The sequence below is a fragment of the Pseudomonas chlororaphis genome, from assembly GCF_001921865.1.
Lineage (GTDB): Bacteria > Pseudomonadota > Gammaproteobacteria > Pseudomonadales > Pseudomonadaceae > Aquipseudomonas > Aquipseudomonas chlororaphis_D.
In genome coordinates, this window is the sequence record NZ_MSCT01000015.1 from 56,273 (window position 1) to 82,985 (window position 26,713).

General features: G+C 65.5%; 26 protein-coding genes and 2 riboswitches. Of the genes, 14 read left to right on the plus strand and 12 right to left on the minus strand.

Annotated features, from left to right (window positions below; translation table 11 throughout):
* Positions 1–32: 32 nt before the first annotated feature.
* The 7 genes from BTN82_RS17660 (at position 33) to dhaL (ending at position 7,321) form a co-directional block, all read left to right on the plus strand.
* Entirely contained in the window at positions 33–1,520 is a 1,488-nt protein-coding gene (locus BTN82_RS17660; protein ID WP_075120409.1) for a sugar ABC transporter ATP-binding protein, read from the plus strand.
* Entirely contained in the window at positions 1,517–2,512 is a 996-nt protein-coding gene (locus BTN82_RS17665) for an ABC transporter permease (RefSeq protein ID WP_075120410.1), read from the plus strand. The genes BTN82_RS17660 and BTN82_RS17665 overlap by 4 nt, the downstream gene beginning before the upstream one ends.
* Positions 2,513–2,561: 49 nt before the next feature.
* A complete protein-coding gene (locus tag BTN82_RS17670; RefSeq protein ID WP_075120411.1) occupies positions 2,562–3,584 on the plus strand; it encodes a substrate-binding domain-containing protein in 1,023 nt (340 codons plus the stop codon).
* A 46-nt stretch (positions 3,585–3,630) separates the two neighbouring features.
* Entirely contained in the window at positions 3,631–4,389 is a 759-nt protein-coding gene (locus tag BTN82_RS17675; RefSeq protein ID WP_075120412.1) for an SDR family oxidoreductase, read from the plus strand.
* A 42-nt stretch (positions 4,390–4,431) separates the two neighbouring features.
* The gene (locus BTN82_RS17680) at positions 4,432–5,538 is read left to right on the plus strand and encodes an MDR/zinc-dependent alcohol dehydrogenase-like family protein (protein WP_075120413.1); all 1,107 of its coding nucleotides are present in this window, start codon (positions 4,432–4,434) and stop codon (positions 5,536–5,538) included.
* 133 nt (positions 5,539–5,671) lie between these two features.
* Positions 5,672–6,673 carry a dihydroxyacetone kinase subunit DhaK gene (locus BTN82_RS17685; RefSeq protein WP_075120414.1) on the plus strand — a complete coding sequence of 334 codons (1,002 nt, stop codon included), beginning with the start codon at positions 5,672–5,674 and terminating at the stop codon, positions 6,671–6,673.
* A 3-nt stretch (positions 6,674–6,676) separates the two neighbouring features.
* Positions 6,677–7,321: a dihydroxyacetone kinase subunit DhaL gene (dhaL, locus tag BTN82_RS17690; protein WP_075120415.1), complete on the plus strand. Its 645-nt coding sequence runs from the start codon at positions 6,677–6,679 to the stop codon at positions 7,319–7,321.
* A gap of 72 nt (positions 7,322–7,393) precedes the next feature.
* Here dhaL and BTN82_RS17695 read toward each other — a convergent pair whose 3' ends face one another.
* From BTN82_RS17695 to BTN82_RS17725, 7 genes are all read right to left on the minus strand, one after another.
* Complete coding sequence (locus BTN82_RS17695) at positions 7,394–8,116, minus strand: Imm52 family immunity protein (RefSeq protein ID WP_075120416.1); 723 nt, start codon at positions 8,114–8,116, stop codon at positions 7,394–7,396.
* A 17-nt stretch (positions 8,117–8,133) separates the two neighbouring features.
* On the minus strand, positions 8,134–8,955 hold the full coding sequence (locus tag BTN82_RS31600; protein ID WP_315969268.1) for a Tox-REase-5 domain-containing protein: 822 nt from the start codon (positions 8,953–8,955) through the stop codon (positions 8,134–8,136).
* Positions 8,952–9,335: a hypothetical protein gene (locus tag BTN82_RS17705; protein ID WP_075120417.1), complete on the minus strand. Its 384-nt coding sequence runs from the start codon at positions 9,333–9,335 to the stop codon at positions 8,952–8,954. Before BTN82_RS17705 ends, BTN82_RS31600 begins: the two co-directional genes overlap by 4 nt.
* Positions 9,328–9,897 carry a DUF4123 domain-containing protein gene (locus BTN82_RS17710; protein ID WP_081375491.1) on the minus strand — a complete coding sequence of 190 codons (570 nt, stop codon included), beginning with the start codon at positions 9,895–9,897 and terminating at the stop codon, positions 9,328–9,330. The genes BTN82_RS17705 and BTN82_RS17710 overlap by 8 nt, the downstream gene beginning before the upstream one ends.
* A gap of 2 nt (positions 9,898–9,899) precedes the next feature.
* The gene (locus BTN82_RS17715; RefSeq protein WP_075120418.1) at positions 9,900–10,292 is read right to left on the minus strand and encodes a PAAR domain-containing protein; all 393 of its coding nucleotides are present in this window, start codon (positions 10,290–10,292) and stop codon (positions 9,900–9,902) included.
* 18 nt (positions 10,293–10,310) lie between these two features.
* Positions 10,311–10,964 (minus strand): hypothetical protein, encoded by a 654-nt coding sequence (locus tag BTN82_RS17720; RefSeq protein WP_148169589.1) that lies wholly within the window; start codon positions 10,962–10,964, stop codon positions 10,311–10,313.
* A gap of 156 nt (positions 10,965–11,120) precedes the next feature.
* Complete coding sequence (locus tag BTN82_RS17725; RefSeq protein ID WP_075120420.1) at positions 11,121–12,005, minus strand: LysR family transcriptional regulator; 885 nt, start codon at positions 12,003–12,005, stop codon at positions 11,121–11,123.
* A 103-nt stretch (positions 12,006–12,108) separates the two neighbouring features.
* Between BTN82_RS17725 and BTN82_RS17730 the strand changes: the two genes are divergently transcribed.
* From BTN82_RS17730 to BTN82_RS17740, 3 genes are all read left to right on the plus strand, one after another.
* Entirely contained in the window at positions 12,109–12,606 is a 498-nt protein-coding gene (locus BTN82_RS17730; RefSeq protein ID WP_075120421.1) for a GlcG/HbpS family heme-binding protein, read from the plus strand.
* Positions 12,603–14,141 (plus strand): MFS transporter, encoded by a 1,539-nt coding sequence (locus BTN82_RS17735; RefSeq protein ID WP_075120422.1) that lies wholly within the window; start codon positions 12,603–12,605, stop codon positions 14,139–14,141. Before BTN82_RS17730 ends, BTN82_RS17735 begins: the two co-directional genes overlap by 4 nt.
* A 575-nt stretch (positions 14,142–14,716) precedes the next feature.
* A complete protein-coding gene (locus BTN82_RS17740) occupies positions 14,717–16,069 on the plus strand; it encodes a Wzz/FepE/Etk N-terminal domain-containing protein (protein ID WP_075120462.1) in 1,353 nt (450 codons plus the stop codon).
* Between the two features lie 84 nt (positions 16,070–16,153).
* On the opposite strand, the gene BTN82_RS17745 is transcribed toward BTN82_RS17740, so the two are convergent.
* Positions 16,154–16,567: a MerR family transcriptional regulator gene (locus tag BTN82_RS17745; RefSeq protein WP_075120423.1), complete on the minus strand. Its 414-nt coding sequence runs from the start codon at positions 16,565–16,567 to the stop codon at positions 16,154–16,156.
* A gap of 77 nt (positions 16,568–16,644) precedes the next feature.
* Between BTN82_RS17745 and BTN82_RS17750 the strand changes: the two genes are divergently transcribed.
* The gene (locus tag BTN82_RS17750) at positions 16,645–17,868 is read left to right on the plus strand and encodes an NADH:flavin oxidoreductase/NADH oxidase family protein (protein ID WP_075120424.1); all 1,224 of its coding nucleotides are present in this window, start codon (positions 16,645–16,647) and stop codon (positions 17,866–17,868) included.
* Between the two features lie 149 nt (positions 17,869–18,017).
* Here the strand turns inward: BTN82_RS17750 and BTN82_RS17755 are convergent, their stop codons facing one another.
* From BTN82_RS17755 to cobW, 4 genes are read right to left on the minus strand one after another with little or no spacing between them, the layout of a single operon-like run.
* Positions 18,018–18,749, minus strand: a complete 732-nt coding sequence (locus BTN82_RS17755) for a vWA domain-containing protein (protein WP_186828413.1) — start codon at positions 18,747–18,749, stop codon at positions 18,018–18,020.
* Positions 18,674–19,681 carry an ATP-binding protein gene (locus tag BTN82_RS17760; RefSeq protein ID WP_075120425.1) on the minus strand — a complete coding sequence of 336 codons (1,008 nt, stop codon included), beginning with the start codon at positions 19,679–19,681 and terminating at the stop codon, positions 18,674–18,676. The genes BTN82_RS17755 and BTN82_RS17760 overlap by 76 nt, the downstream gene beginning before the upstream one ends.
* A 52-nt stretch (positions 19,682–19,733) precedes the next feature.
* Positions 19,734–23,507, minus strand: a complete 3,774-nt coding sequence (gene cobN / locus BTN82_RS17765; RefSeq protein ID WP_075120426.1) for a cobaltochelatase subunit CobN — start codon at positions 23,505–23,507, stop codon at positions 19,734–19,736.
* 3 nt (positions 23,508–23,510) lie between these two features.
* The gene (cobW, locus tag BTN82_RS17770; protein ID WP_075120427.1) at positions 23,511–24,590 is read right to left on the minus strand and encodes a cobalamin biosynthesis protein CobW; all 1,080 of its coding nucleotides are present in this window, start codon (positions 24,588–24,590) and stop codon (positions 23,511–23,513) included.
* A gap of 95 nt (positions 24,591–24,685) precedes the next feature.
* Positions 24,686–24,886, minus strand: a riboswitch (cobalamin riboswitch).
* Positions 24,887–25,024: 138 nt separating this feature from the next.
* Positions 25,025–25,247, plus strand: a riboswitch (cobalamin riboswitch).
* Between the two features lie 97 nt (positions 25,248–25,344).
* Here cobW and BTN82_RS17775 point away from each other — a divergent pair.
* Genes BTN82_RS17775 through BTN82_RS17785 form a run of 3 tightly spaced genes read left to right on the plus strand, consistent with a single transcriptional unit; the run spans position 25,345 to position 26,656 of the window.
* Positions 25,345–25,533 carry a CbtB-domain containing protein gene (locus BTN82_RS17775; RefSeq protein WP_075120428.1) on the plus strand — a complete coding sequence of 63 codons (189 nt, stop codon included), beginning with the start codon at positions 25,345–25,347 and terminating at the stop codon, positions 25,531–25,533.
* Between the two features lie 11 nt (positions 25,534–25,544).
* On the plus strand, positions 25,545–26,246 hold the full coding sequence (locus BTN82_RS17780; RefSeq protein ID WP_075120429.1) for a CbtA family protein: 702 nt from the start codon (positions 25,545–25,547) through the stop codon (positions 26,244–26,246).
* Positions 26,243–26,656: a cobalamin biosynthesis protein gene (locus BTN82_RS17785; protein ID WP_075120430.1), complete on the plus strand. Its 414-nt coding sequence runs from the start codon at positions 26,243–26,245 to the stop codon at positions 26,654–26,656. The genes BTN82_RS17780 and BTN82_RS17785 overlap by 4 nt, the downstream gene beginning before the upstream one ends.
* The last annotated feature ends 57 nt before the right edge of the window (positions 26,657–26,713 follow it).

The following is a 26,713-nucleotide window of genomic DNA, read 5'->3' on the forward strand; positions in this document are numbered from 1 at the left end:
CTAATAAGAATTCACAGCACGAGGACACGCCGATGGCCACGCCATTACTGCTCCAGGCTGAACATGTCGCCAAGGCCTATGCCGGGATCCCTGCCCTGCGCGATGGCCGCCTCGCCCTGCGTGCCGGCAGCGTGCACGCCCTGTGCGGCGGCAACGGCGCCGGCAAATCCACCTTCCTCGGCATACTGATGGGCATCACCCAGCGCGATGCCGGCAGCATTGCGCTCAACGGCCGTCCGGTGCAGTTCAATCGCCCCAGCGATGCCTTGGCCGCCGGGGTGGCGATGATCACCCAGGAGCTGGAACCCATTCCCTACATGAGCGTCGCCGAGAACATCTGGCTGGGCCGCGAACCGCGCCGCGCCGGCTGCATCGTCGACAGCAAGGCGCTCCAGCGGCGCACCCGCGAACTGCTGGACAGCCTGGAGTTCGAGGTGGACGCCAACAGCCCCATGCACCGCCTGAGCGTGGCCCAGGTGCAACTGGTGGAAATCGCCAAGGCTTTCAGCCATGACTGCCAGGTGATGATCATGGACGAGCCGACCTCGGCCATCGGCGAGCGCGAAGCCGAGACCCTGTTCAAGGCCATCCGCCGCCTCACCGCCCGCGGCGCCGGGATCATTTATGTCTCGCACCGCCTGAGCGAACTTTCCCAGATCGCCGACGACTACAGCATTTTCCGTGATGGCGCCTTCGTCGAAAGCGGGCGCATGGCCGATATCGATCGCACCCATCTGGTGCGTGGCATCGTCGGCCAGGAACTGCAACGCATCGACCACAAGGTCGGGCGCGAATGCACGACGCACACCTGCCTGGACGTCCAGGGCCTGAGCCGCCACGGCGAATTCCAGGACATCAGCCTGCAACTGCGCCAGGGCGAGATTCTCGGTATCTACGGCCTGATGGGCTCGGGGCGCAGCGAATTCCTCAACTGCCTCTACGGCCTCACCGAACCCGACGCCGGCACAGTCAGCCTGCAAGGGCAGCCGCTGCCGGTCGGCGCACCGGCGGCGACCATTCGCGCCGGCCTGTCGCTGGTCACCGAAGACCGCAAGGACAGCGGCCTGGTGCTCAGCGGCAGCATCCTGTCCAACATCGCGCTGTCGGCCTACCGGCAACTGTCGAGCTGGTCGCTGATCAACGCCCGCAAAGAGCAGGCCCTGGCCCGGGACATGGTCGAGCGCCTGCAGATCAAGGTGTCCTCCCTGGACTTGCCGGTGGCCTCCATGAGCGGTGGCAACCAGCAGAAAGTGGTGCTCGCCAAGTGCCTGTCGACCCAGCCGGTGTGCCTGCTGTGCGACGAGCCGACCCGGGGCATCGACGAAGGCGCCAAGCAGGAGATCTATCACCTGCTGGATGAATTCGTGCGGGCCGGCGGCGCCGCCATAGTGGTCTCCTCCGAAGCCCCGGAACTGCTCCACCTGAGCGATCGCATCGCGGTGTTCAAGGGTGGCCGCCTGGTCACCGTCAGCACCGATGCCGCCCTTTCCCAGGAAGCCCTGCTGAGTCTCGCCTCATGAATGCCAAGACCCTCGTCACCCCTGCCGCCACCCCCGCCGCCGTCGGCCCGGCACCCCGCAGCCGCCTGCGCTTCGCCCTCGACCGCTTCGGCCTGCCGCTGGTGTTCGTCCTGCTGTGCGTGGTCATGGCCTTCGCCAGCGAATACTTCATGACCTGGCGCAACTGGATGGACATCCTGCGCCAGACCTCGATCAACGGCATTCTCGCGGTGGGCATGACCTACGTGATCCTGACCAAGGGTATCGACCTCTCGGTGGGCTCGATCCTCGCGTTCGCCGGCCTGTGCAGCGCCCTGGTAGCCACCCAGGGCTACGGCCTGCTGGCCGCGGTCAGCGCCGGGATGTTCGCCGGGGCGATGCTCGGGGTGGTCAACGGTTTCATGGTCGCCAACCTGTCGATCCCGCCCTTTGTCGCCACCCTCGGCATGCTCAGCATCGCCCGCGGCATGACCTTCATCCTCAACGACGGCAGCCCGGTCACCGACCTGCCGGAGAACTACCTGGCCCTGGGCATCGGCAAGATCGGCCCGGTGGGCGTGCCGATCGTGATCTTCGCCGTGGTCGCACTGATCTTCTGGATGGTCCTGCGCTACACCACCTACGGCCGCTACGTGTACGCGGTGGGCGGCAACGAAAAGAGCGCCCGCACCTCGGGGATCGGCGTGCGCAAAGTGATGTTCTCGGTGTACGTGGTCTCGGGCCTGCTGGCGGGCCTGGCCGGCGTGGTGCTCTCGGCCCGCACCACTTCCGCCCTGCCCCAGGCCGGCACGTCCTATGAGCTGGACGCCATCGCCGCGGTGGTGATCGGCGGCACCAGCCTCTCCGGCGGCACCGGCAGCATCGTCGGCACCCTGTTCGGCGCCCTGTTGATCGGGGTGATCAACAACGGCCTGAACCTGCTCGGGGTGTCGTCCTATTACCAGCAAGTCGCCAAGGGCTTGATCATCGTGTTCGCGGTGCTCATCGATGTCTGGCGCAAGAAGAAACGTTGACTCCCCCTCACCTTTCCATGGCACGACGACAACAATAATGGAGTTCCCCATGAAGCGTTCCCCTACCCCCCTTGGCACCTCCCTGTTCGCCCTGGCCACGGCCTCCCTGCTCGCCAGCGGCATGGCCCTGGCCGAGGGCAAGACCTACAAGATCGGCGCCGCGGTCTACGGCCTCAAGGGCCAGTTCATGCAGAACTGGGTCCGCGAGCTGAAACAGCATCCGGCGGTCAAGGACGGCACGGTGCAGGTCACCGTGTTCGACGGCAACTACGACGCCCTGACCCAGAACAACCAGATCGAGACCATGGTCACCCAGCACTACGACGCGATCATTTTCGTGCCGATCGACACCAAGGCCGGCGTCGGCGCCGTGGCCCGCGCCCAGGAAAACGACATTCCGGTGATTGCCTCCAACACCAAGGTCGCCAGCGCCAGCGTGCCCTACGTCGGCAACGACGACGTCGAGGGCGGCCGCCTGCAAGCCCAGGCCATGGTCGACAAGCTCCAGGGCAAGGGCAACGTGGTGATCATCCAGGGCCCGATCGGCCAGTCGGCGCAGATCGACCGCGAGAAAGGCGAGATGGAGGTGCTGAAGAACAACCCCGGGATCAAGGTCATCGAGATGAAGACCGCCAACTGGTCCCGCGCCGAGGCCCTGTCGCTGACCGAGGACTGGCTCAATGCCCACCCCAACGGCGGCATCTCCGGGATCATCGCGCAGAACGACGACATGGCCCTCGGCGCGCTGCAAGCGGTGAAGTCCCGTGGCCTGTCGCCGCGCGACGTGCCGATCACCTCGATCGACGGCATGCCGGATGCGATCCAGGCGGCGAAAAAAGGCGAAGTCACCACTTTCCTGCAAGACGCCCAGGCCCAGTCCCAGGGCGCCCTGGACGTAGCGCTGCGCACCCTGGCCGGCAAGGACTACAAGCCGCAGTCGGTGATCTGGCAGCGTTATGCCAAGGACCTGAAATGGGCGGACGGCAACGACAAGCTGTACATCCTGCCGTGGGTGCCGGTAACCGACGGCAATGCCGACGCCCTGTACCAACAGGTCGCCGGCAGCAAATAACCGCCACCCCTCGCCATCGTCCATTCGCCTTACAGGAGTCAACATCATGTCCGGATTCTGGGATCAGGCCTTCGACCTCAGCGGCCGCTGCGCGGTAATTACCGGCGGCGCCGCCGGGATCGGCCTGGCCTGCGCCACTCTGCTGGTGGAACGAGGCGCCAAGGTGGCGTTGCTGGACCGCGACCCGGAGGTCGGCGAGATCGCCGCCCGCCTCGGCGCCGGGCACCTCGGGCTGGCCCTCGACCTGCGCCAGCTGGACCAGGTGCAGCACGCCGTGGACCGGGTCGCCGAGTACTTCGGGCGCCTGGATTTCCTGGTCAACAGCGCCGGCGTCGCGCTGTTGGACAAAGCCCTCGAGGTCAGCGAAAGCGCTTGGGACACCACCCTGGACATCAACCTCAAGGCCAGTTTTTTCGTCGCCCAGGCCTGCGCCCGGCACATGCTCGAGCGCGGCAGCGGACGCATCGTCAACCTCGCCTCCCAGGCCGCCGTCATCGGCCTGGAGCGGCACGTGGCCTATTGCGCGAGCAAGGCCGCGGTGGTGGGCATGACCAAGGTCCTGGCCATGGAATGGGCCGCCCACGGCATCAACGTCAACGCGATCTCGCCGACCATCGTCGAGACCGCCCTGGGCAAGAAGGCCTGGGCCGGCGAGCTGGGCGAACGGGCCAGGCTGCAGATCCCGGTGGGACGCTTCGCCCAGCCCGAGGAAATCGCCGGGCTGGCGCTGTACCTGCTCAGCGACGCCGCGCAGATGATCACCGGGGAGAACGTGGTGATCGACGGCGGCTACAGCATCCAGTAATCCAGCGCTACTCCCCTTTTTTTTGCAACGAGGCCTGCCGTCATGTCCACCTTGTCCGCCGAACAGCTGTCGCCCCAGATTCCTAGCACCATGCAGGCCGTGGTCTGCCACGGCCCCGAAGACTACCGCCTGGAACAGGTGCCGGTGCCGCTACCCGGCCCGGACGAGATCCTGACCAAGGTCGAGCTGTGCGGCATCTGCATGGGTGACATCAAGACCTACCGCGGCGCGCCCTCCTTCTGGGGCGACGCCGAGCAGCCGCGCTACGTCAAACCGCCGATGATCCCCGGCCATGAATTTGTCTGTCGCGTGGTGGCCCTGGGGCCGGGTGCGGAAAAGCGCGGGGTACGGGTCGGCGACCGGGTGATCTCCGAACAGATCGTGCCGTGCTGGGGCTGCCGCTTCTGCAACCACGGCCAGTACTGGATGTGCCAGAAGCACGACTTGTACGGTTTCCAGAACAATGTCCAGGGCGCCATGGCGCAGTACATGATCTTCACCAAGGAAGGCATCGTGCACAAAGTGCCGGACGAGATCCCACCGGACGAAGCCATCCTCATCGAACCCCTGGCCTGCTCGCTGCACGCCGCCGAGCGCGCCGATGTCGGTTTCGACGACATTGTCGTGGTGGCCGGCGCCGGCACCCTGGGGCTGGGCATCATCGGCGCGGTGCGGCTGCGCAACCCCAAGCGCCTGATCGTCCTCGACATGAAGCCCGAACGCGCCGAACTGGCCCTGCGCCTGGGCGCCGACGAAGTCTGGAACCCGGCCGAGGAGGACGTGCTGGAGAAGATTCGCGCGATCACCGACGGCTACGGCTGCGACATCTATATCGAAGCCACCGGTCATCACAAGGCGGTCAACCAGGGCCTGGCGATGCTGCGCAAGCTCGGGCGCTTCGTCGAGTTCAGCGTGTTCAACGACGAGGCCACGGTGGACTGGTCGATCATCGGCGACCGCAAGGAACTGGACGTGCTCGGCTCGCACCTGGGGCCCTACATGTACCCGCGGGCCATCGACTTTATCGGCACGCGCAAGATCGACATGCGCGACGTGGTCACCCACACCTTCGCCCTGGCCGATTTCAAGCAGGCCTTCGCGGTGATGGAGCGCGGCGACCGATCATTGAAGGTGGTGCTCAAGCCCTGAGGCCCAGCGCCTTCCAACCGGTTCGTCGACAGGCCCGCAGCCCGCGGAATCTCCCACTCCCTTTCGCGGGAGGCGAGCCTGCCGACGACGCACTGCACGGCATTGCAGCCAACAGGAACAAGGAAAACGCGTCATGAATCGAGTGATCAACGATCCGGACCAGGTGGTCGAAGACATGCTGCAAGGCATTCTCCTGGCCCACCCCGAACTGGCCCAGTACGAGGCCAATCCACGGGTCATCCGCAAGCGCCGCCTCTCGCCGGCCGGCCAGGTGGGCATCGTCACCGGCGGCGGCTCCGGCCACGAGCCGGCCTTTCTCGGCTATGTCGGCCCGGGCCTGGTGGACGCCGTGGCGGTCGGCGAAATCTTCTCCTCGCCCACCGCCAAGAGCTTCTTCGACGCCTTCCGCGCCGCCGACCAGGGCGCGGGGGTGGCCTGCCTGTACGGCAACTATGCCGGCGACAACATGAACGTGAAGCTGGCGATGAAGATGGCCGCCAGCAAGGACATGCGGATCCGCACCGTGGTGGCCAACGACGACGTGGCTTCCGCGCCCCGCGAAGAGACAGGCAAACGCCGCGGCGTGGCCGGCGAGATTTTCATGTGGAAGATCGGCGGCGCAGCGGCGGCAAAAGGTTATGACCTGGACGGGGTGATCGGCGTGGCGCAAAAGGCCGTCGACCAGTGCCGCTCGATTGGCGTCGGCCTCACGCCCTGCACCATTGCGGCCGTGGGCAAACCCAACTTCCAGATCGCCCCCGGGACAATGGAACTGGGCATCGGCCATCATGGCGAACCCGGCATCCAGGTCGTCCCGGTCGAGTCCGCCGCCGCCATGGCCGAACGCATGCTCGCGCCGATCCTCGGCGATCGCGACTTCAGCCGCGACGACAGCGTGGTGGTGCTAGTTTCCGGCCTCGGCGCGACGCCAGTGATGGAGCTGTACATCTTCTACGCCGAAGTCGAGCGCCAGCTCACGGCCAAGGGGCTGAAGATCCACCGCTGCTATGTCGGCAACTACTTCACCTCCCTGGAAATGATGGGTGTGACCCTGACCTTGCTGGGCCTGGATGCCGAGCTGAAAACCCTGATCGACCACCCCTGCCGCTCCATCGGCATGACCCAGGCGGAGTGAACCATGAGCCAGCATTTTTCCAGCCTCGACGGCAGCGCCATCGTCACCGACCTGGTGACGGTGATCGTCGCCAACCGCGAGTACCTCAGTGAAGTGGACGGCGCCATCGGCGACGGCGACCACGGCATCAACATGGCCAAGGGGTTCGCCCACTGCGGCCGGTCCCTCGCCGGGCGCCAGCTCGACCTGGCCGAGGCTCTCGACGAATTGACCCTGAGCCTGATGGAGGGCATCGGCGGCTCCATGGGCCCGCTCTACGGCAGCCTGTTTATCGGCATGGCCAACGAGGTGCGCGGCCGCCAGCGGATCGACGCGGCCAACTTCGCCCGACTGTTGCGCGGCGGCCTGAGTTCATTGCAAGACATCACCGATGCCGGGGTGGGCGACAAGTGCCTGATGGACACCCTGATTCCCGCGGTGGAGGCTTTCGAGCAGGCCGAGGCCGGCGGTGCCTCGTTCAAGGAAGGGTTGCAACGGATGAAGAGCGCGGCGTCCCAGGGCCGGGATTCGACCCGCGACCTGGTGGCGAAGATCGGGCGCGCCAGCCGCCTGGGCGAGCGCTCGCTGGGGGTACTGGATGCCGGCGCCGTGTCCTGCTGCCTGATCCTCACGCAACTGGCGGACTCGGTGGAACCGCGCCTGGCCTGAAGCCCTGTCGCGGGCCGGCTCGCTGCTGCAAAGGCGCCAAAACCTTCGCGGCACGGGCCGGCCCGGGCGGGCTCAATAGCGCCCAGGCAAAAACCCGAGCTCCACCAGCTTGATATCGGTGTCCCCCACCACCTGCACATGCTGGACGTTCTTCTCGTCCATGACGCCGGGGCAGGAAACGACAATGGTTCCCCTGGATCGAGTAGGACGCAGCTCGGCGACCTCCGGGAAATCGGCCGCCACCAGAGGGTGTGGACAGTAGCCGATCCAACCGATGGTCTGGCGGTCCTGGAACACTCGCTGTTTGCGAAAGTACTCATTGGGAGCGGCCACGCCCCAGTAGATTTCCGGCCAGAGATCGACCGCCGCATTCATCAACTCGACAATGCCCTGTCGAGGATTCCGCAGGCAACGAACCAAGGTCCCGGCCTCGGAAAACTCGATGCCCGCAGGCAACGTACCGCCACTGCGTGCGTGATAGGTGAGCGAAAGCCCGCCCTTGAGCGGATCGTCTATCCCGTTCCACAGCACAAAACTCATGTCGTTGACGTCGGAGTCCGCGTCTTTCCAGGACGCTGCTTCGCGCCGCAAGCTGTCCGGGTCGAGCAGCACATTGTGCGTCAGGCCGTCGTCCTTGCCTTCGGCGCACAAGAACCAGTGCTTGAGAATGGGGTCGATCTCGCCGATCGCCTTGAGAAAGGCCAGGCTCCTGTCGATCTGCTCCTGCTCGGTAACCCGGGAAATCTTCTGCTTATCGAAGCTCAGCTTGAAATTGAAACGCTTGAATGTATCCATGAGCACTCCATACGGTCTCAGGCGGTTAAGTCTGGGTTCTGCTTGTAGTACTCGTCCAGCGCCTTTTTCTCCTCGCGACGCACGTCCTCGTACTCCTCATGATCCTTGGTGCCTGGCATCGGATTCCAATAAGCCGTCAGGTTGGTGAGCCCGTCCTCTTCGTACCTTTCGGAGCAATATTCGTAAACCTCCCGCTGCAGAAAATGCCACTCTAGCTTCACCGGCGGAGTGGGCTTGGCCTTGCCTGCCTGGGTGTGCGCCTTGACGATCAGATCCTTCTCCAGGCTCTTGGCAAACTTCGGATGCTTGAACCCGAGGATGAGCATGAACTTGTAGTTGGCCTTGGCCTCTTGCAGGGTACAGCGGCTTTTCACAAAACCATCCCAATCGGTCGCACTCCACAACCACTCCCAGGGAAACGGGAAGTTGGTGACCCAGTTTTGGTAGCGGCTCGACAAGTCACTCATGCTGTGTCCCTTGCCGTTGACGGGAATGTACATATGCCCGTCTTCGGGCGGACACTTCACACAGTCTTTCTTTTGGGTTTTACAGTCTCGCTCAGCCTCCTGGGTTCGATCCCGGGTGCCGGCCTTGGGCAGCACCTCGGGCTTGGTTCCGGGCAGCGGCAACGGCCTGGGGCTCGGCAGGGGAACCGGCCTGGGGAGGGTTTCCGGGATCGGGGCCGGCAACGGTCGGGGCGGCGGCATGGGCAGCCGGGGCGGCGCCGGCATGGGTATGTCGAACGGCAACCTCGGCCCGCTGCGCGGCAACGGCATACGCAAACCGCCGGTCATGGGAGGCGCCAATTGCGCCACGGACCCGCTAATGAAACTGGTCATTCAGGCATCCCTGTCTTGAGTGCGGCCCGCCAGGCCCGTTGTCCCTGGACAAAATCCATGACGCTTTCGTAATCGTGAAAACGCTGCTCCGGGGTGTCGCTCACCGGCCGCTGCATCCAGCGGATAAATCCGGGGGTTTCTTCGAAACCGGGAAATTGCAGGCCAAACCGCATGAAATTCTCGACCGCGTCAGGCTCCTCGATACCCAGTGCCCAGGCTTTTTCCCGGTAGTCCTTGAGGTACTGGATCGTCTGCCACTGTCCTTTTTGCTCAAGCCATTGAGGATTGTGCTCACGGATCTCGAGCATGATCTTTTCGATCACATCATTTTGCCGAACCTGCTCCAGCGCCTTCAGCTGGTCTGCCGTCAACTCAAGCATGGCGAGCCTCCTGCCCGACCCGATAGTAGGTCTGGTACGCCAGCACCAGCGGCTGCCAGATCTGCCAGCGATCCAGCGGCAACATCAGGGCCATGCGTTGTTCGTTGTCCAGCACGCTCTCCAGGCCACGCCGGACCACCGGGTTGTAATAACGAAACAGCGCCCTGCGGCCATCCGGCAGGCGGGTGAACAAATGGGAGCGCAAATGGTTGCTCAAGGCTTCGTAGGAGCGCTCGCTCCACAACCACGACACCAGCGGCGATTTCTGGTCCCGTTCGATCAGCCAGTCGAGCAGTTGGGTGGCTGCGTCGCTCTCCCCCACGAACGCCACCAGCGCCGGCCCCGCCCGGCTGATTTCGTCCAGCTCGGTACCGGCCAGCAGCCATTCGACCTGGACCGCCGCGCCGGCGGCGTCCAGGCGGTTCTCCAGCGTCAGGTAGCGGGCGCCATCCACCAGCACATAAAACCGGGTTTCCGGATGCTGCTCCAGGCAATGACGAATATGGTTACGAAAGTGCAGGACACTCGGATCGGGTCGGCATCCATTGCCAGCGACACTCATGGTCAGCCCCCCAGGCTTTGCAGCGGAACAAAGGTTTCATTGCGCTGCGCCGCCGCCAACAGGCACGGCAGGCAGAGCCCGGGAATCTTGATCACCGGCGTCACCGCGGCGGCGCTGGCCTGTTGCCCGATGATCACGCTGGCCGATCCGCTCACCACCACATTGCCGTGGTTACCCGTGGTCCCCAGGGTCGCGGCCGGCAGGCCGTTGATCAGCACATTGGAGACCACCGCGCTGGCCAGGGCGCTGCCGCAGGCCGTGGTGTCGGTCATCCGCGCCGCGCCGAGCCCATCGAACAACACGTCGGGCGAGCCCGACACAATCGGATTGCTGGCGTGCCCGGGCAGTGGGCAAGCCGTCAGATCGGTGACGCGCGCTGCAGGTTTTCCACTCATGGCAATCTCCTTCGTTTGTCAGGTAGTGCGGGTCGTTTCCACACCATCGATCTGGAACAGGCCAAAGCGCCAGCAGGCATCTTCCACATCGAACAGCGCAAGCTGGCTGATCGCCGAGCCGCCAGCGTCGATCGGCGCGGCCAACTGCAATGCGTCAGCGGCGATTCGGTCCATCGCGGCGGGGGCCAGGTCGTCCAGTTCGTTGAGCTGCCGGTTGTAGTCCGGCGCGCCAACGCATCGGTAGGCACCCAGCAAGTACTCGGGCAATTCGGTGTCCGACCATTGCAGGTAGTAGCCCTCGTCATCCCGCGCGGGGCGGGTCCAGGCCGTCAGTCCGACCGGGATCATTGCTTGTCGAGCGGTGCCGAGCAGGCAGTCGTTTCGGGCCGCGAAACCCAGGCAGATATTGAGTTTCAACCAACCGTCGGCGTGGCTCAGAAGCTGGGTGGGGTCGAACGATCGCAGCGGCACCACACGGAAGCCGCGCAGCGAGGAGGAACGCAGGTAAAGCTCCGCGTCCAATCGGGAAACGAACACCCGGACCGTGGGCTCGTGAGCCTCGCCCACACAACTTATCTGCACCGGCGCCACGGCGGGCTGGTCATGAACACCAGTGACCGTGACCAGGCCATAAAGACGAATAGAAGATCTCAATCCTTGAAACCGAACCATCCTGTGCCCTCCCGGGCAATGCAATCCGGCCGCCACTCTAGCAATCAATAAGTGCGCAAAAAGTTGCGCAGTTGCCCTCGAAGCCTTGTGCAGACTGGCCTCGATAATCGTTTTACAAAATATTTCATCAACGGTGGCGTGCCCCAGCGGCCGGCCTCATTCAACCTGCGCCCGAGATTCGCCCTTGACCTGCGCGATGTACCGCGCCACCGCCGGGGCCTTTTCGAAGCGGCGGTGGATCAGCGACAGCCAGGACGCGGCCGCACTGCCCTGGATGGGTCGGTACAGCACATTGGGCAGGCCCACGTGCCCGACCACCGATTCGGGCACCACCGCCACGCCCTGCCCCAGGGACACCAGCGCCAGCACCGCTACCAGGCCACCGGGCTGCGGCCCGAGCCGCGGCGCGTAACCACCCTCGGCCGCGACCTGCAAAGTACCGCTGATCTGTTCGGGCAGGACGAATATCTCGTTGTGCAGGTGCACCGGGGCGATCTCGGGCAACCGGCACAACCAGGACTGGGCCGGCAGCGCCAGGACAAAACCTTCGGCATCCAGGCGTATCGCCTCCACCCCTTCGGGCAGGGTCATGGGCGAACGGATATAGCCGATGTCGAAACGCCCGTCGGCCACCAGCCCCGGCAAGCCCGCCATCGGACTTTCGCGCACGCTCAGGCTGACATCCGGGCAGTCCTGGCTGAAGCGCTGCACCTGCCGCTGCAACAGCCCCGCGTACACCGCCGATGCGACGTAGCCCAGTTCGATATGGCCGATCTCGCCGCGCCCGGCGCGCTGGGCATTGCGCTGGGCGTACTCGAACTGGCGCACCGTGGCCTCGGCTTCGAGCACCAGCGCGGCGCCGGCTTCGGTGAGGCTGACCTCGCGTTGCTGGCGCACGAACAGGCGGGTGCCCAGGGCCTGTTCCATGTCCTGGATCTGCCGGCTCAGGGTCGGTGGTGCAATGCCCAGCTGCGCCGCGGCACGGGTGAAATTGCGCTGCCGGGCCACCGCCAGGAAATAGCGGAAATGACGGATTTCCATGGCTGTATTAGCTCAAAGGTAATGAAGTGTTCCAACACGCCTAACAGAGCCGGCGAAGGCCCGGGCTAAGCTGGCCGGACCTTCACAGTAGAGAGCCCATGCCATGCACGTCAAACCTCTTGTTCTGGCACTGATCACTTGCTGCAGCCTGCCTGCGGCCTTCGCCACAGAGCGCTCGGAAAGCATTGCCCAGAAAGCAATCCTGAATTTTGCCACGGCTCAGCAACTGCTCAAGGCCGCCCAGGAAACCGCCACCGCCAAGGGCTGGCCCTGCGCCGTGGCCATCGTCGACGACGGCGGCTGGCCCATTCTCAGCGCGCGCATGGACGGTGCGCCTGTGGTCGCCGGCATCGAACTGGCCCAGGGCAAGGCGCGAACCTCAGCCTTGTTCAAGCGCCCTTCCGGCGACCTGGAAAACGCCATCAACAGCGGACGCCAGGCGGCTATTACTTCGGGCCTGTTGATGATGAAAGGCGCGCAGCCGATCCGGGTCGACGGCCAGGTGGTCGGCGCCATCGGTATCAGCGCCGACACCCCGGCCCACGACGACGAAATCGCCCAGGCCGCCCTCGCCGTAATGAGCCAGCGCGTGTCGCCATGAGGCCGGCCAGCCCGCGCCTGACCCTGCTCACCGCCTCCGGGGTCTGTTCGCTGATCGTGCTCGACACCAATATCGTCGCGGTGACCCTGCCGAGCATCGCCCGCGACCTGGGGGCCAACTTCGCCGATATCGAATGGGTGGTCAGTGCCTACATGCTGGCCTTCGCCGCCCTGCTGCTGCCCGCCGGCAGCCTGGCCGACCGCTTCGGACGCAAGCGCACCCTGTTCTGCGGCCTGGGGCTGTTCATCCTCGCCTCCCTCGCCTGCGGTGCCGCGCCCAACGTGCTGCTTCTCGATATCGCCCGGGCGATCAAGGGCGTCGGCGCCGCGTTGCTGCTGACCTCGGCCCTGGCCACCATCGGCCACACCTTCCACGACGAAGCCGAACGGGCCAGGGCCTGGGCATTCTGGGGCGCCTGCATGGGCGTGGCGATGACCGCCGCACCGACAATCGGCGGTCTGATCACCGAGTTCATCGGTTGGCGCTGGATCTTCTACCTCAACCTGCCGGTGGGCGGGCTGCTGATGTTGCTGGTGCTGCGGGCCATACCGGAATCGCGCGATACCCAGGCCGCGCGCCTCGACCCGTGGGGCAGCCTGGCCTTCAGCGCCAGCCTGCTGTGCCTGATCTGGGGCCTGATCGAAGCCAATCGCATCGGCTGGAGCCATCCGCTGACCTACGCCCGACTGTTGGCCGGCGTCGCATTGCTGGGGCTGTTCGTGCTGGTCGAGCGCATGCAGCGTCGGCCCATGATCGACCTGCAACTGTTCCGGCATCCGCGCTTCATCGGCGCCCTGTTGGGGATGTTCGCCTACGCCGGCTGCGCCCAGGTGATGATGACCCTGCTGCCGTTCTACCTGCAGAATGGCCTGGGCTTCTCGGCCATCGCTTCGGGGCTGGGCATGCTGCCGTTCGCCCTGACCATGCTGGTCTGCCCGCGCATCGGCGTACGCCTGGCCACCCGCTATGCCCCGGCGACCTTGATGGCCGCCGGGCTGACCCTGGTCGGCGGCGGCAATCTGTTGGCGGCCTGGGCCGTGCAGGCTGGCGGCTACCTGAACTTCGCGCTGGCGATCGCGGTAACGGGCGCCGGGGCTGGCCTGCTCAACGGCGACACGCAGAAAAACATCATGGCCTGCGTCCCTCGCGACCGCGCCGGCATGGCCTCGGGCCTGAGCACCACCATGCGTTTCAGCGCCATCATGTTGGCCATTGGCGTGTTCGGCGCGCTGCTCGGCAGCCATGCCGAACAACGGCTGCAAGCCAGCCTGAGCAGGGCCGAAGCCCCCTGGCTCGATCTGGCCCCGGCGATTGCCTCGAAGGTAGTGGCCGGCGATATGCCCGCGGCGCTGGCGCTGCTGCCCGACGCGGCACGCCTGGTCGTCGCACCGCTGGCCCGCCAGGCCTTCGTCGACGGCTTCGCAGCGGTACTCTGGGTCGCCGGTATCCTCGCGCTGCTGGCGGCACTGACGGTCGGCGCATTGATGCGCAAGCCACTGCCGAGCCTGACGGCGTTTGCGCTTCGCCCGGAGTAACGTCCACAGAGCCAGCCGCACCACTATAGTTGGTGCGGCCTGACATATCGGAACAGCCGGAAATCCTTTCCTTTAACAACTGCACCAGTTCTTTACTCCCTGCAACTGCCAGGGTCAGACAGATAAACACTTATAATCTGTAAGCCTATCCGCCCTATTAAGGAGCACGGATAAACTTCTCGGGAGGAAACACCCGTGTTGCCCTGGCGAACAGCAATAAACAAAGGCTTATCGAGGCATTTCGCTTAAATTCGTGTACTTATCCTCCCGAACATTGCTGTAACATTCGCGCAACGTTCTTATTCTCTTTCATGGCCAAGTGCCTGCAAGATTCAAAGTTACGTTCAATTGGCGCATGGCATCGAACAGCGACTTCCGAGAACACTCCAGGGTTTGGCTGTTCAAACCTCTACCGCAAGAAACAGCCTCTTTTCCATGGTTTTTCTGGCAATGAGTATCGATGCACGCCCATCGGCAAGGAGCCTCGTCACTGGGGGCGGCCTCTGCATGTATGCACTAGCGAAGTGTGCGGCATGCGTGGGTTAGGATTCACATGAATTAGAGGTGTGCTGATTTTGAATATTGTTCCCCGGCCTCAAATAAATGCCGACGCAGATGAAGTTGACCTGTTTGCCCTGTTTCATTCCGTCTGGCAGCAAAAGAAGCTGGTAATCGGCTGTACCGTAGCGGTAACCCTGGCTGGCCTGGCCTATGCGCTATTGGCACCTCGCGTGTATGAGGTCAGCAGCGTGCTGCGCCCTGCCGCGCTGAACGAACTCGACGCCCTCAACCGCTCGGACGTCTACAAACTGCCGCCCGCGGATGCCCTGGCCAAAGTCGGCGCCGCGCTTGAGTCCTATGAAACGCGCCTGGAGTTCTTCCGTTCGCACCAGGACCTGTTCCAGGCCTTCAAGCGCCCGGGACAAACCCTTGAACAAAGCTTCGAGGACTTCAACCGCGACTCGATCAATCTGATCCTGCCGGACCCTAAACAGAGCAATGCCCTGAGCAGCTACATCAAGTTGGAAATGCAATACCCCAAGGACATCGACGGGGTAGCGATCCTCAACGGTTTTGTCAATTACGCCATCGACGCCGAGCGCGATCGCATTGGCGCCGACCTCAAGGTCATCGTCAACAACCGGCTCAACGAGCTCAAGGGCAAGATTGCCGCGGCCCGCTCCAACTATGAAACCGACAAGGAATCGAAGATCGCGACCTTGCTCGAGAGCGACAATATCCGCCGCGCGCAACTCGAAGACGAACTCAAGGGCTTGCGCCTGCAATTGAAAGAACAGCGTAAGGACCGCTTGGCCGAGTTGGCAGAGGCGATCTCCATCGCCAAGTCGATGGGCATCCGCACCCCGACCACGCCGTCCTCGATGTCCGACGCTTCTCGTGCCGGCTCGACCCAGGTCGTGCGCACCGAGGTCAATACCCAGGAAATCCCGCTGTACTTCATGGGTTACGAAACCCTCGAAGCCGAACGCGCGGCCCTGCAGAAACGCACCACCGACGATTTCACCGAGAAACGTATCGCCGAAATCGGCAAGGAACTGCAGATGCTGCAGGTCAACCGCCAGGTGCAGGAGCTGAACAAGCGTTCCAACGAAGATATCTTCCTCAAGGACGTCTTCCCGCTCCGGGCGGAAGTGGCTCGCCTGCGCAACCTGGACATCGATATGGAACGGCTGAAACTGGTCACTATCGACCGCAAGGCGTTACAGCCGGTGAGCCCGATCAAACCCAAACCTGTTCTGGTCGTCATCCTGTCGCTGCTGCTGGGTCTGATGCTCGGTGTGGCAATCGCGCTGATTCGTCACCTCGTCCGCTCACACAGTGCGTCGGAGCAGAATGCGCTGCTTGCCACCCCCGTGCTGCTGGATCAGTCCGGCAAGGCGCGGGGCAAGGACGACAACGCGTTGTAAGCGGTTCGACCCGCACACCCGACACACCTTTTGGGCGACCGCGACGGTCGCCCAAATTGTTTGTGGCCCCGGCAAATCGAGGGTTCAGGACGTCCGGTCCTTGATCGACGCCAATACCCGCTCGGCATTCTGCGAACAGTCCATGCCCTCCGGACGGTTGCGGATATTGTCGATAATCTCCAGCAGTTGCGCCTTGCTCTGCGCCAGATGCCGCTGCATGTCCTCGATCTGCCCCACCTTGCGCTCCAGGCTGTGCAGCAGTGCTTGATGGTCGACGTCGCTCGACTCGCTGCCGGGCAGCAGTTGCTTGAGCTCGTCCAGGCTGAACCCGGCCCGCTGGGCGCACTGGATGATATTCAGGGTCTGCAGGATCTGCGGCGGGTAACGGCGATAGCCGTTGGCCTGGCGCTGCACTTGGGGCAGCAGGCCCTGGGCCTCGTAAAAGCGGATACGCGAAGCCGCCAGCCCACTCAATTGTGCCAATTCACCGATGTTCATGTTCGCCTCGATAAGCCGCTTGACATTAAAGTTAACTTTAAGCTTAGCCTCAGGCCTCCACTGATGAGGAGTCAAGCATGTCGCCCTTTCAAGCCCTGAATCTACCCAACGGCCAGACGATCGGTAACCGCATCGCCAAGGCAGCGATGGAGGAAAACCTTGCCGACGGCCAACAGGCGCCGTCCCAGGGGTTGATTCGCCTGTACCAGGCCTGGGCGGACGGCGAGGCCGGCCTGCTGCTGACCGGCAACGTGATGATCGACCGCCGCGCCATGACCGGCCCCGGCGGCGTGGCCCTGGAAGACCAGCAACACCTCGAGCGATTCCGCCAATGGGCCCAGGCTGGACGGGCCAAAGGCGCGCACTTCTGGGTCCAGCTCAACCATCCCGGGCGCCAGACCATGGCCAACCTCGGGCAGCAGGCCCTGGCACCCTCGGCGGTGGCCATGGACCTGGGGCAGTTCTCGAAAATGTTCGCCGAACCCCGGCCCATGAGCGAAGAGGACATAGTCGAGGTCATCCGGCGTTTCGCCAACAGTGCCTGGCTGGCCGAGCAAGCCGGTTTCTCCGGAGTGCAGATCCACGCCGCCCACGGTTACCTGCTCAGCCAGTTTCTCTCGCCCCTGAGCAACCGCCGCGACGACCGCTGGGGCGGCGCTCTGGAAAACCGCGCGCGCCTGCTGCTCGCGGTGGTCAAGGCCGTGCGAGAACGGGTGTCGCCCGGTTTCTGCGTTTCGGTGAAACTCAACTCCGCCGACTTCCAGCGCGGCGGTTTCGACGCCGACGACGCGCGCCAGGTCATCGAGTGGCTCAACGAATTGCCGATCGACCTGCTCGAGCTCTCTGGCGGCAGCTACGAGTCCCCCGCGATGCAGGGCGAAGTGCGCGACGGCCGGACCCTGGCCCGCGAAGCCTATTTCATCGACATGGCCCGGGATCTCGCGGGCGTGGCCCGGATGCCGGTGATGGTCACGGGGGGTATCCGCCGCTTGCCGGTGGTGCAGCAAGTGCTGGACAGCGGCGTGGCCATGGCCGGCATCGCCACGGCCCTGGCCCTGGAACCGGCGCTGCCCAGGCTCTGGCGTGCCGGCCAGGCCGCCCACCCGCAACTGCCGCCGATACGCTGGAAACGCAAGCCGCTGGCATCGCTGGCGACCATGGCCATGGTGCGTTTCCAAATGCAGCGCCTGAGCCGCGGCCGCGCGCCGAAACCGACGGTACGGCCATGGCTGGCCCTGCTGCTCGACCAGTTGTACCTGGCCCGCCGGACCCGCCAATACCGCCGGGCGATGGCTGGGTAATACCTCGGCTTTTTTCCAGCACCCAACCTGCAGGAGCGCAGCGTGCTCGTGATACAAGCGCCGCGGTGGGTCAGATACGACGCCATCGCGAGCAAGCTCGTTCCTACAGGAGCAGGAGGCACGCTGTATTTTTGTGTGCGGAGACGACCTCAACGGCCGTCGATGTGTTGGTACTGCGCGTCCAGTTGCCGGGCCAGCTCGCGAGCGCGGCCGAGGCGAATCGGACCGCGTTCGATATCGACCAGTAGGGTCGGGCAACCCAGCCCGGCCATGGGCGCCAGGTTTTTCAAGCGGCCATCGGTGAGCAACAGCACCCGCTGCTGCTCGGCCGGATAACGCTTCTGCCGGGAAACCAGCCACTGCCTCGCCTCGGCCAAGGCCGCCAGCAACGGCGTACCGCCACCCGCCCCCAACCCGTCGAGCCAGCCGCGCAGATCCTTCGAGGCCTTCAGCCCCTGTACCTGCCAGCGGGGCGCGCGACCGCTGACGGTCAGCAGCGCCAGGCGCGCACGCTGGCGGTAGGCATCGTCGAACAGTTGCGCCAATAGGCCCTTGGCGTCGCTCAGCGCCCGATGGCGCCGGGTCGACGCCGAGGCGTCGACGATCACCAGCCACAACTCATGGGCCGAGCGGCTGCGCAGGTGCCACAACAGCTCGTCGCGCTGGCGCGGCCGGCCGTTGAGCAAGGTCCCCGGCCAATTGATCGAGCCGTGGCTGGCCGCGCGGCTGCGGCCTTGCCTGCCCTTGTCCAACCGCCCGGCGCGGGGTCTGGCATCCGCCCCCGCGGTGGACCGGGGGCGAATGCCTAGGGCTTTTTTGGCCAGCTCGGCACGTCGCGGCGGGCGCCAGTGGGCAGCGCCTGAGCCGGCAATTCGCCCCATTGGCCCTGGCCTTCGGCGGCGCTATTGGATGGCGCCGCAGTCGAGCCAGGTGCCGGCGGCTGATGGGCCGCGCTCGGCGGGTTGTCGCGTCGACGATGGCGCAGGGCAAACTCGGCCACCGCCTCTATGTCCTGTTCCTCGATGGCCAAAACGCCGCGCCAGGCGGCATGGGCCCGGGCGGCCCGCAGCCAGACCAGATCCGCGCGCAAACCATCGACGCCAGCGGCGAAACAGCGCTCGGTGATCGATTCCAGCGCCCGATCGTCCAGCTCGATCTGCGCCAGCCGCAGCCGGGCTTGCTGGCAACGTTCGCGCAGCGCTTGCTGGGCGCCGGCCCACTGCTCGCAGAAACCCTGGGGATCGCTGTCGAAATCCAGCCGCCGGCGGATGATCTGACCCCGCTCGCCGGGTAACGGCTGGCCGCCCAGGGCGACGTTCAGGCCGAAGCGGTCCAGCAACTGCGGACGCAACTCGCCCTCTTCCGGGTTCATGGTGCCGATCAGCACGAATTTCGCCGAGTGCCGATGGGAAATGCCGTCGCGCTCGACCAGGTTGGTACCGCTGGCGGCCACGTCCAACAGCAGGTCCACCAAGTGGTCCGGCAGCAGGTTCACCTCATCGACGTAGAGCACCCCGCCATCGGCCCTGGCCAGCACGCCGGGAGAAAACTGCGCCCGCCCCTCGCCCAGTGCGGCGTCCAGGTCGAGGGTGCCGACCAGGCGTTCTTCGGTGGCGCCCAGGGGCAAAGTGACGAACTGCCCGCTCGCCAGCAGGTCCGCCAGGCCCCGGGCCAGGGTCGACTTGGCCATGCCCCGCGGCCCTTCGATCAACACCCCGCCGATCTTCGGGTCGATGGCCGTCAGGCACAGCGCCAGTTTCAACTCGTCGGCGCCGACCACGGCGGACAGCGGGAAATGCGGGGTATCGCTCATGTCGGGTTCTCGGTCAGGCCAAATCAAACATCAATCGGTTACAGGGTACGGGTCATGAATCTTCTTCGATATCCAGCAACAGGTTCTCCAGGGCCTCGCGGTACTCGCCCGGCGCCTGCCACATCCCACGCTGCTGGGCCTCGAGCATGCGCTCGGTCATGTCGCGCAAGGCATAGGGGTTGTGCTGCCGGATAAAGTCGCGGGTCGCCGGGTCCAGCAGGTAGGCGTCGGCCAGCAAGGCGTACTGGTGATCGTCGATCAACTGGGTGGTGGCGTCGAAAGCGAACAGATTATCCACGGTAGCGGCCATTTCAAAGGCGCCTTTGTAGCCGTGGCGTTTCACCCCGTCGATCCATTTCGGGTTGGCCGCGCGCGCGCGGATCACTCGGTTCAGCTCTTCCTTGAGGCTACGGACTTTCGGCAGGTCCGGCTGGCTGTGGTCGCCGTGGTAACTGGCGGCCTTGGCGCCGCTCAGGCTCTCCACGGCGGCGAGCATGCCGCCCTGGAACTGGTAGTAGTCGTTGGAATCCAGCAGGTCGTGTTCGCGGTTGTCCTGGTTCTGCAGCACCGCCTGCACCTGGCCCAGGCGCTGGGCGAACTGCTCGCGCGCCGCGGTGCCTTCGTCGGCCCCGCCATAGGCATAGCCGCCCCAGTTCAGGTAGACCTCGGCCAGGTCCTCGCGGCTCTGCCACAGGCGGCCGTCGATGGCGCCCTGCACGCCGGCGCCATAGGCCCCGGGCTTGGCGCCGAAGATCCGCCAGCCGGCCTGGCGCCGGGCGGTCTCGGCATCCAGGCCGGATTGTTCCAGCGCCTCGCGCTCGGCGCGGACCCTGGCTGCCAGCGGGTTGAGCTCGTCCGGCTCGTCCAGCGCGGCCACCGCCTGCACGGCGGCGTCGAACAGCCGGATCAGGTTGGCGAAGGCATCGCGGAAGAACCCGGACACCCGCAGGGTCACATCGACTCGCGGGCGGTCCAGCAGGCTGACCGGCAGGATCTCGAAATCGTCGACCCGCTGGCTGCCGGTGGCCCACACCGGGCGCACGCCCATCAGGGCCATGGCCTGGGCGATATCGTCGCCGCCGGTGCGCATGGTCGCCGTGCCCCAAACCGACAGGCCGAGCTGGCGCAGGTGGTCGCCATGGTCCTGCAGGTGCCGCTCGAGGATCAGCTCGGCCGACTGGAAGCCGATGCGCCAGGCGGTGGTGGTCGGCAGGTTGCGCACGTCCACCGAGAAGAAATTGCGCCCGGTGGGCAGCACGTCCAGGCGCCCGCGGCTCGGTGCGCCGCTGGGCCCGGCCGGTACGAAACGCCCGCCCAGGGCGTCCAGCAGGCCGCGCATTTCCGCCGGACCGCAAGCATCCAGGCGCGGCGCCACAACTTCGCGCAGGCTGTCGATGATCGCCTTGACCTCGCTCCAGCCCGGCTCACCCAGCGGCTCAATCGCGCCGCCCAACGCGGCCTCGATCAACTGCGCGGCGAACAGCTCCAGGCGTTCGCGGGTATCGCCCGCGGTGCGCCACGACTGCTCGCTGACCTCCTGCAAGGCCTGGGGCCGACGCCCGCTCCAGGGTTCGGCCAGGGCACAGTCCAGCGGATCGAAGCCCAGTTCGAACGCCTTGGCCAGGGCCCGTAGCAGGCTCGACTGCGCTCCGCGGCCGTCGCCCCGGGGAACCCGCAGCAAGGCCAGCAAGGTGTCGATGCGCAAGCGACCGGCGGGCGATTCGCCGAACACATGCAGGCCGTCGCGGATCTGTGATTCCTTGAGGTCGCACAGGTAGGTGTCCAGGCGCGGCAGCCAGATCGCCGCGTCGGCCTCGCCGTCCAACTGGCCGTCCAGCTGCAACTCGCGGTCGATTTGGGTGAGGCGCACCAGCTTGAGAATGTCCTTCTGCAACTCCCGGGCGCGGCGCGGGTCGAGCAGTTGCGCCTCGTAATACTCGTCGGCCAGCAGCTCCAGGTCGCGCAACGGGCCATAGGTTTCGGCCCGGGTCAGCGGCGGCATCAGGTGGTCGATGATGACCGCCTGGGTCCGGCGCTTGGCCTGGGCGCCCTCACCCGGGTCGTTGACGATAAACGGATAGATATTCGGCAACGGCCCCAGCAACACGTCCGGCCAGCAGTTTTCCGAGAGGCCGACGCCCTTGCCCGGCAGCCACTCCAGGTTGCCGTGCTTGCCGACGTGGATCACCCCGTGGGCGCCATAGGTGCGGCGCAGCCAGAAATAGAACGCCAGGTAAGCGTGGGGCGGCACCAGGTCCGGGTCGTGATAGACCGCGCTCGGGTCGACCTGATAACCGCGCGCCGGCTGGATGCCGACGAAGGTCAGGCCCAGGCGCAGGCCGGCGATCATCATCCGCCCGTCGCGGAACATCGGATCGCTCTCCGGGCCGCCCCAGCGCTGCGTCACCGCCAGGCGATTGGCCTCGGGCAACGCCGCGAACAGCGCCTGGTACTCGGCCCACGCCAGGCTTTGCTGGCACGGCCGCAGGTCGAGGCTGTCCAGGTCGTTGCTGACCCCGCCCAGCAGTTGCTGGATCAACGCCGTGCCGCTGTCCGGCAACTCGGCAGGCAGCGGGTAACCCTCGGCTTGCAGGGCACGCAGGATATTCAGCGCGGCGGCCGGCGTATCCAGGCCCACGCCGTTGCCGATGCGGCCGTCGCGGGTCGGGTAATTGGCGAGAATCAGCGCGATGCGTTTTTCGCCATTGCCCAGCCGGGCCAGCTCGACCCAGCGCCGCGCCAGTTCGGCGACGAAATCCATGCGCTCGGGGGCCGGACGATAGCAGACCACGTCCGACTGGCTGCGCTCGCTGCGCCAAGCCAGGTCCTTGAAGCTGATGGGCCGGCTGATGATGCGCCCGTCCAGTTCCGGCAAGGCGATGTGCATCGCCAGGTCCCGCGGGCCCAGGCCCTGCTCGCTGGCGCGCCAGCCGGGTTCGTTGTCCTGGGCGCAGATGGCCTGGATCACCGGGATGTCGCGGCGGAACGGCCGCAGGTGCGGCGCCTCCGGGCTGGACTGGGCAAAGCCGGTGGTGTTGAGGATCACCGCCGCCTGCACTTCGTCCAGCAGGTCCTCGACCACGGTCAGGCAGGCGGACTCCTTCAGGCTGGCCAGGGCAATCGGCAACGGATTCAAGCCCGCCGCCTGCAAGCGCCGGCAGAACTCATCGATAAAGGCGGTGTTGGCCGCCTGCAGGTGCGAGCGGTAGAACAGCAGCGCCGCCACTGGCTGGCCAGGTCGCCAGTCGGCTTGCCAATCACCAAGAACGGCACTGCTTTGATGTGGGTGGTAAATCGTCGTGCGCGGCAGGGTCTGCGGCTCGGACCAGGGGTAATCGCGCCCCAGCCAGCCACTGGCCAGGCAACGGTACAGGTTCAGCGCATTGCCCAGGCCGCCCTGACGCAGGAAGTGCCAGAGGCGCTCGCGGTCCGCAGCGGGCACCGTGCTCAGGTCGCTCAGTTCCGGGTCCGGACGGTCGTCGCCCGGCACCAGGATCAACTGCACCCCGCGCTGCGCCAGTTGCACCAGTTGCTCGATGCCGTAGCGCCAATAGGCGATGCCGCCGTGCAGGGAAATCAGGATCACCTTGGCGTGGCGCAGCACCTGGTCGACGTACAGGTCGACCGAAGCGTGGTTCTGCACCTGCATTGGGTTGGCCAGGCGAAAGCTCGGGTAATCCTCTGGCAGTTGCTGCGCGGCTTCGGCCAGCAGCGCCAGGCTGGAGTCGCCGCTGCACAGGATCACCAGCTCGGCGGGGGTTTGTCCAAGGTCGGCAATGTTGTCGTCCGACACGAAACCGCCGGGCTGGGTCCTGAGCAGGTGCATGGCTTACACGCTGAGGGCGGCGCGCAATTGCGCTTCGAGCAGCGCCGCGTCCAGCTCCTGGCCGATCAGTACCAGGCGCGTGACTCGGGCTTCGTCGGCGCCCCACTGACGGTCGAAGTGCTTGTCGAAACGCGTGCCCACGCCCTGGATCAACAGGCGCATCGGCTTGTTGGGGATCGCCGCGAAACCCTTGACCCGCAGGATGCCGTGCTTGACCACCAACTGAGTCAGGGCGTCCAGCAGCAGGCTTTCGTCGGCCTGGGGCAGTTCAATGGAGATGGAGTCGAAGGCGTCGTGGTCATGATCGTCATGCCCCCCCTCAACAGCATCGCCGTCGTGGTGATGATCGTGGTGGCTGTGGCGGCCGTCGATGTGTTCTTCCGAGCTGTTGCCCAGGCCCAGCAGCACGTCCAGCGGCAGGCGGCCGCTGCTGGCTTCGATGACCTTCACCGCCGGCGGCAGCTCCTCGGCGACTTCCAGGCGCACCTTGGCCAGGTTTTCCGGGCTGATCAGGTCGGCCTTGTTGAGGATCACCAGATCGGCGCTGGACAGCTGGTCGGCGAACAGCTCGTGCAGCGGCGACTCGTGGTCAAGGTTGGGGTCGAGCTTGCGCTGGGCGTCGACCTGGTCCGGGAAAGCCGCGAAAGTGCCGGCGGCCACGGCCGGGCTGTCGACCACAGTGATCACCGCGTCGACGGTGCAGGCGCTGCGGATTTCCGGCCACTGGAAGGCTTGTACCAGGGGTTTGGGCAGGGCCAGGCCGGAGGTTTCGATGAGGATATGGTCGAGGTCGCCGCGCCGCGCCACCAGTTCGCGCATCACCGGGAAGAACTCTTCCTGCACGGTGCAGCACAGGCAGCCGTTGGCCAGCTCGTAGACGCGACCGCTGGCTTCTTCCTCGGTGCAACCGATGGAGCACTGCTTGAGGATTTCGCCGTCGATGCCCAGCTCGCCGAACTCGTTGACGATCACTGCAATGCGCCGACCCTGGGCGTTGTCCAGCATATGCCGCAGCAAGGTGGTTTTGCCCGAGCCGAGGAAGCCGGTGATGATGGTGACGGGAAGTTTGGCCAGTGTTTTCATCGGATGCCCTTTGGCAAGGTGGCGGGCATGCGGGACGAGACCGCGCAGGCAGGTGCGCGCAAGTGTTTCGCCACCGGATCACCCCGCCCGGTTGTAGTGAGAATCAGGTCCGAGGCAGGTCTCCTGGCTGACGGCGCGCCAGTCGCTGGACTGGCGAACGACGCGCCTTCCCGCCGTCTGGCAGTGGCCTTGCACCGTTCATCACCGTTTACAGTTGCGGGGGCAGCCGCGGCTTGGACCGCGTTCCCTTCTTAGCTCCGGCCAAACGCCGAAGAACCTCGAGAGCGCAAGGCTACGCAGAGCTTGGGGGACGGTCAATGTCCACGGGGCATTGATTGTCGCCTGGTAGACCGCTATCGCGGGCAAGCTCGCGCCTACAGGGGTGGCGGTGGCAAATCCATCGACAATTGACGCCTGTCCCCGGCCCATGCTCTCCTACACAACTTGTTACGGGTGCCCTTCACAGGGTGAAACGGGAAACCGGTGCGTCACAGGCCCAAGGCCTTGATCAGTCCGGTGCTGCCCCCGCAACGGTAAGCGAGCGAAGAATCAGATCCACTGTGCCAGCAGTTCGGCATGGGAAGGCGATTCTTGCAGGCGTGGCGCCAGCCCTGCCCCTCGCGAGCCCGGAGACCGGCCCGCTACACAGTCATAACAAACCCGCGGTGGGCGGGCGCTGTTAATTCCCCGCGGGCCTGTCTCGCGGGGTTTTGCTGCGCTCGATCCCCTCGCTGACACACCAGAGGGAAGCGCCATGTCGAGCATCAGCAGCACCAGTCGTTCCACCAGCAGCACCACTACCCTGAGCCAACGCCTGGTCGCCGCCATCGGTGCCTCGATCTTGGGCGCTAGCCTGGTGTATTTCGCCGGTTTCTCCCATATCGAAGCGGTGCACAACGCCGCCCACGATACCCGCCACAGCGCCGCTTTCCCTTGCCACTGAGACCCGCCGACATGATCAAGCGTATTGCACAAACCGCGGGGTTCACCGGGTTGCTGGCCGCGCTGTTGCTGACCCTGCTGCAAAGCTTCTGGGTCGCGCCGCTGATTCTGCAAGCGGAAACCTACGAGAAGGCCCCGGCCGCCGCCGAAGTGCATGAGCACGCCGCCGGCACCGCCGCCCATAGCCACGACGCCGAAGCCTGGGAGCCGGAAGACGGCTGGCAGCGCGTGCTGTCCACCACCGGCGGCAACCTGGTGGTCGCCGTCGGTTTCGCCCTGATGCTCGCCGGCCTCTACACCCTGCGCGCGCCGAACCGTACCTCCCAGGGCCTGCTCTGGGGCCTGGCCGGTTATGCGACCTTCTGCCTGGCGCCGACCCTCGGCCTGCCGCCCGAACTGCCGGGCACCGCCGCCGCGGACCTGGCGCAGCGGCAGATCTGGTGGGTCGGCACCGCCGCGTCCACCGCGGTCGGCATCGCCCTGATCGTCTTCGCCCGCCACTGGCTGCTGAAAGTGCTGGGCGTGGCGATCCTCGCCGTGCCGCATATCGTTGGCGCGCCGCAGCCGCAAGTGCACTCGATGCTCGCGCCCGAGGCGCTGGAGGCGCAGTTCAAGATCGCCTCGCAACTGACCAATGCCGTGTTCTGGCTGGCCCTGGGCCTGATCAGCGCCTGGCTGTTCCGCCGCAAGAGCGACGACCAGTACTCGGCATGACGCAAGCCAGCACAGCGCCGACCCTGGTGGTCGGCCTGGGCTGCCAGCGGGGCTGCCCGGTAGAGACCTTGCGCGCCCTGCTCGACCGGACCCTGATCGCCCACCGCATCGACCTCGGGCAGATCAGGGCCCTGGCCAGCATCGACCTGAAACGCGACGAACCCGGGCTGCTGGCCCTGGCCACACAACTGGGCTTGCCTCTGACCTGCTTCGACAGCCGCCAGCTGACGCCTTATGCCCTGCGGCTCAGCCATCGTTCGCAGATCGCCTATGAGCACACCGGCTGTTATGGAGTCGCCGAAAGCGCCGCCCTGGCCCTGGCCGAACACCTGGCCCAAGGCCCGGCCAAGCTGCTTGTCCCGCGGCAGAAATACGCCCAGGCGACCCTGGCCTTGGCCTGCTCCGGGTAAATCTTCGATAATCCCCGCCGCTGATCATGAGCAATCTTCATCTGTGAGGTTGTCTCG

Excerpts from the sequence above, each read along its gene's own strand:
- BTN82_RS17660 (WP_075120409.1), top strand. The coding sequence starts at position 33 with ATGGCCACGCCATTACTGCTCCAGGCTGAACATGTCGCCAAGGCCTAT.
- BTN82_RS17665 (WP_075120410.1), top strand. The coding sequence starts at position 1,517 with ATGAATGCCAAGACCCTCGTCACCCCTGCCGCCACCCCCGCCGCCGTC.
- BTN82_RS17670 (WP_075120411.1), top strand. The coding sequence starts at position 2,562 with ATGAAGCGTTCCCCTACCCCCCTTGGCACCTCCCTGTTCGCCCTGGCC.
- BTN82_RS17675 (WP_075120412.1), top strand. The coding sequence starts at position 3,631 with ATGTCCGGATTCTGGGATCAGGCCTTCGACCTCAGCGGCCGCTGCGCG.
- BTN82_RS17680 (WP_075120413.1), top strand. The coding sequence starts at position 4,432 with ATGTCCACCTTGTCCGCCGAACAGCTGTCGCCCCAGATTCCTAGCACC.
- BTN82_RS17685 (WP_075120414.1), top strand. The coding sequence starts at position 5,672 with ATGAATCGAGTGATCAACGATCCGGACCAGGTGGTCGAAGACATGCTG.
- dhaL (WP_075120415.1), top strand. The coding sequence starts at position 6,677 with ATGAGCCAGCATTTTTCCAGCCTCGACGGCAGCGCCATCGTCACCGAC.
- BTN82_RS17695 (WP_075120416.1), bottom strand. The coding sequence starts at position 8,116 with ATGGATACATTCAAGCGTTTCAATTTCAAGCTGAGCTTCGATAAGCAG.
- BTN82_RS31600 (WP_315969268.1), bottom strand. The coding sequence starts at position 8,955 with ATGACCAGTTTCATTAGCGGGTCCGTGGCGCAATTGGCGCCTCCCATG.
- BTN82_RS17705 (WP_075120417.1), bottom strand. The coding sequence starts at position 9,335 with ATGCTTGAGTTGACGGCAGACCAGCTGAAGGCGCTGGAGCAGGTTCGG.
- BTN82_RS17710 (WP_081375491.1), bottom strand. The coding sequence starts at position 9,897 with ATGAGTGTCGCTGGCAATGGATGCCGACCCGATCCGAGTGTCCTGCAC.
- BTN82_RS17715 (WP_075120418.1), bottom strand. The coding sequence starts at position 10,292 with ATGAGTGGAAAACCTGCAGCGCGCGTCACCGATCTGACGGCTTGCCCA.
- BTN82_RS17720 (WP_148169589.1), bottom strand. The coding sequence starts at position 10,964 with ATGGTTCGGTTTCAAGGATTGAGATCTTCTATTCGTCTTTATGGCCTG.
- BTN82_RS17725 (WP_075120420.1), bottom strand. The coding sequence starts at position 12,005 with ATGGAAATCCGTCATTTCCGCTATTTCCTGGCGGTGGCCCGGCAGCGC.
- BTN82_RS17730 (WP_075120421.1), top strand. The coding sequence starts at position 12,109 with ATGCACGTCAAACCTCTTGTTCTGGCACTGATCACTTGCTGCAGCCTG.
- BTN82_RS17735 (WP_075120422.1), top strand. The coding sequence starts at position 12,603 with ATGAGGCCGGCCAGCCCGCGCCTGACCCTGCTCACCGCCTCCGGGGTC.
- BTN82_RS17745 (WP_075120423.1), bottom strand. The coding sequence starts at position 16,567 with ATGAACATCGGTGAATTGGCACAATTGAGTGGGCTGGCGGCTTCGCGT.
- BTN82_RS17750 (WP_075120424.1), top strand. The coding sequence starts at position 16,645 with ATGTCGCCCTTTCAAGCCCTGAATCTACCCAACGGCCAGACGATCGGT.
- BTN82_RS17755 (WP_186828413.1), bottom strand. The coding sequence starts at position 18,749 with ATGGGGCGAATTGCCGGCTCAGGCGCTGCCCACTGGCGCCCGCCGCGA.
- BTN82_RS17760 (WP_075120425.1), bottom strand. The coding sequence starts at position 19,681 with ATGAGCGATACCCCGCATTTCCCGCTGTCCGCCGTGGTCGGCGCCGAC.
- cobN (WP_075120426.1), bottom strand. The coding sequence starts at position 23,507 with ATGCACCTGCTCAGGACCCAGCCCGGCGGTTTCGTGTCGGACGACAAC.
- cobW (WP_075120427.1), bottom strand. The coding sequence starts at position 24,590 with ATGAAAACACTGGCCAAACTTCCCGTCACCATCATCACCGGCTTCCTC.
- BTN82_RS17775 (WP_075120428.1), top strand. The coding sequence starts at position 25,345 with ATGTCGAGCATCAGCAGCACCAGTCGTTCCACCAGCAGCACCACTACC.
- BTN82_RS17780 (WP_075120429.1), top strand. The coding sequence starts at position 25,545 with ATGATCAAGCGTATTGCACAAACCGCGGGGTTCACCGGGTTGCTGGCC.
- BTN82_RS17785 (WP_075120430.1), top strand. The coding sequence starts at position 26,243 with ATGACGCAAGCCAGCACAGCGCCGACCCTGGTGGTCGGCCTGGGCTGC.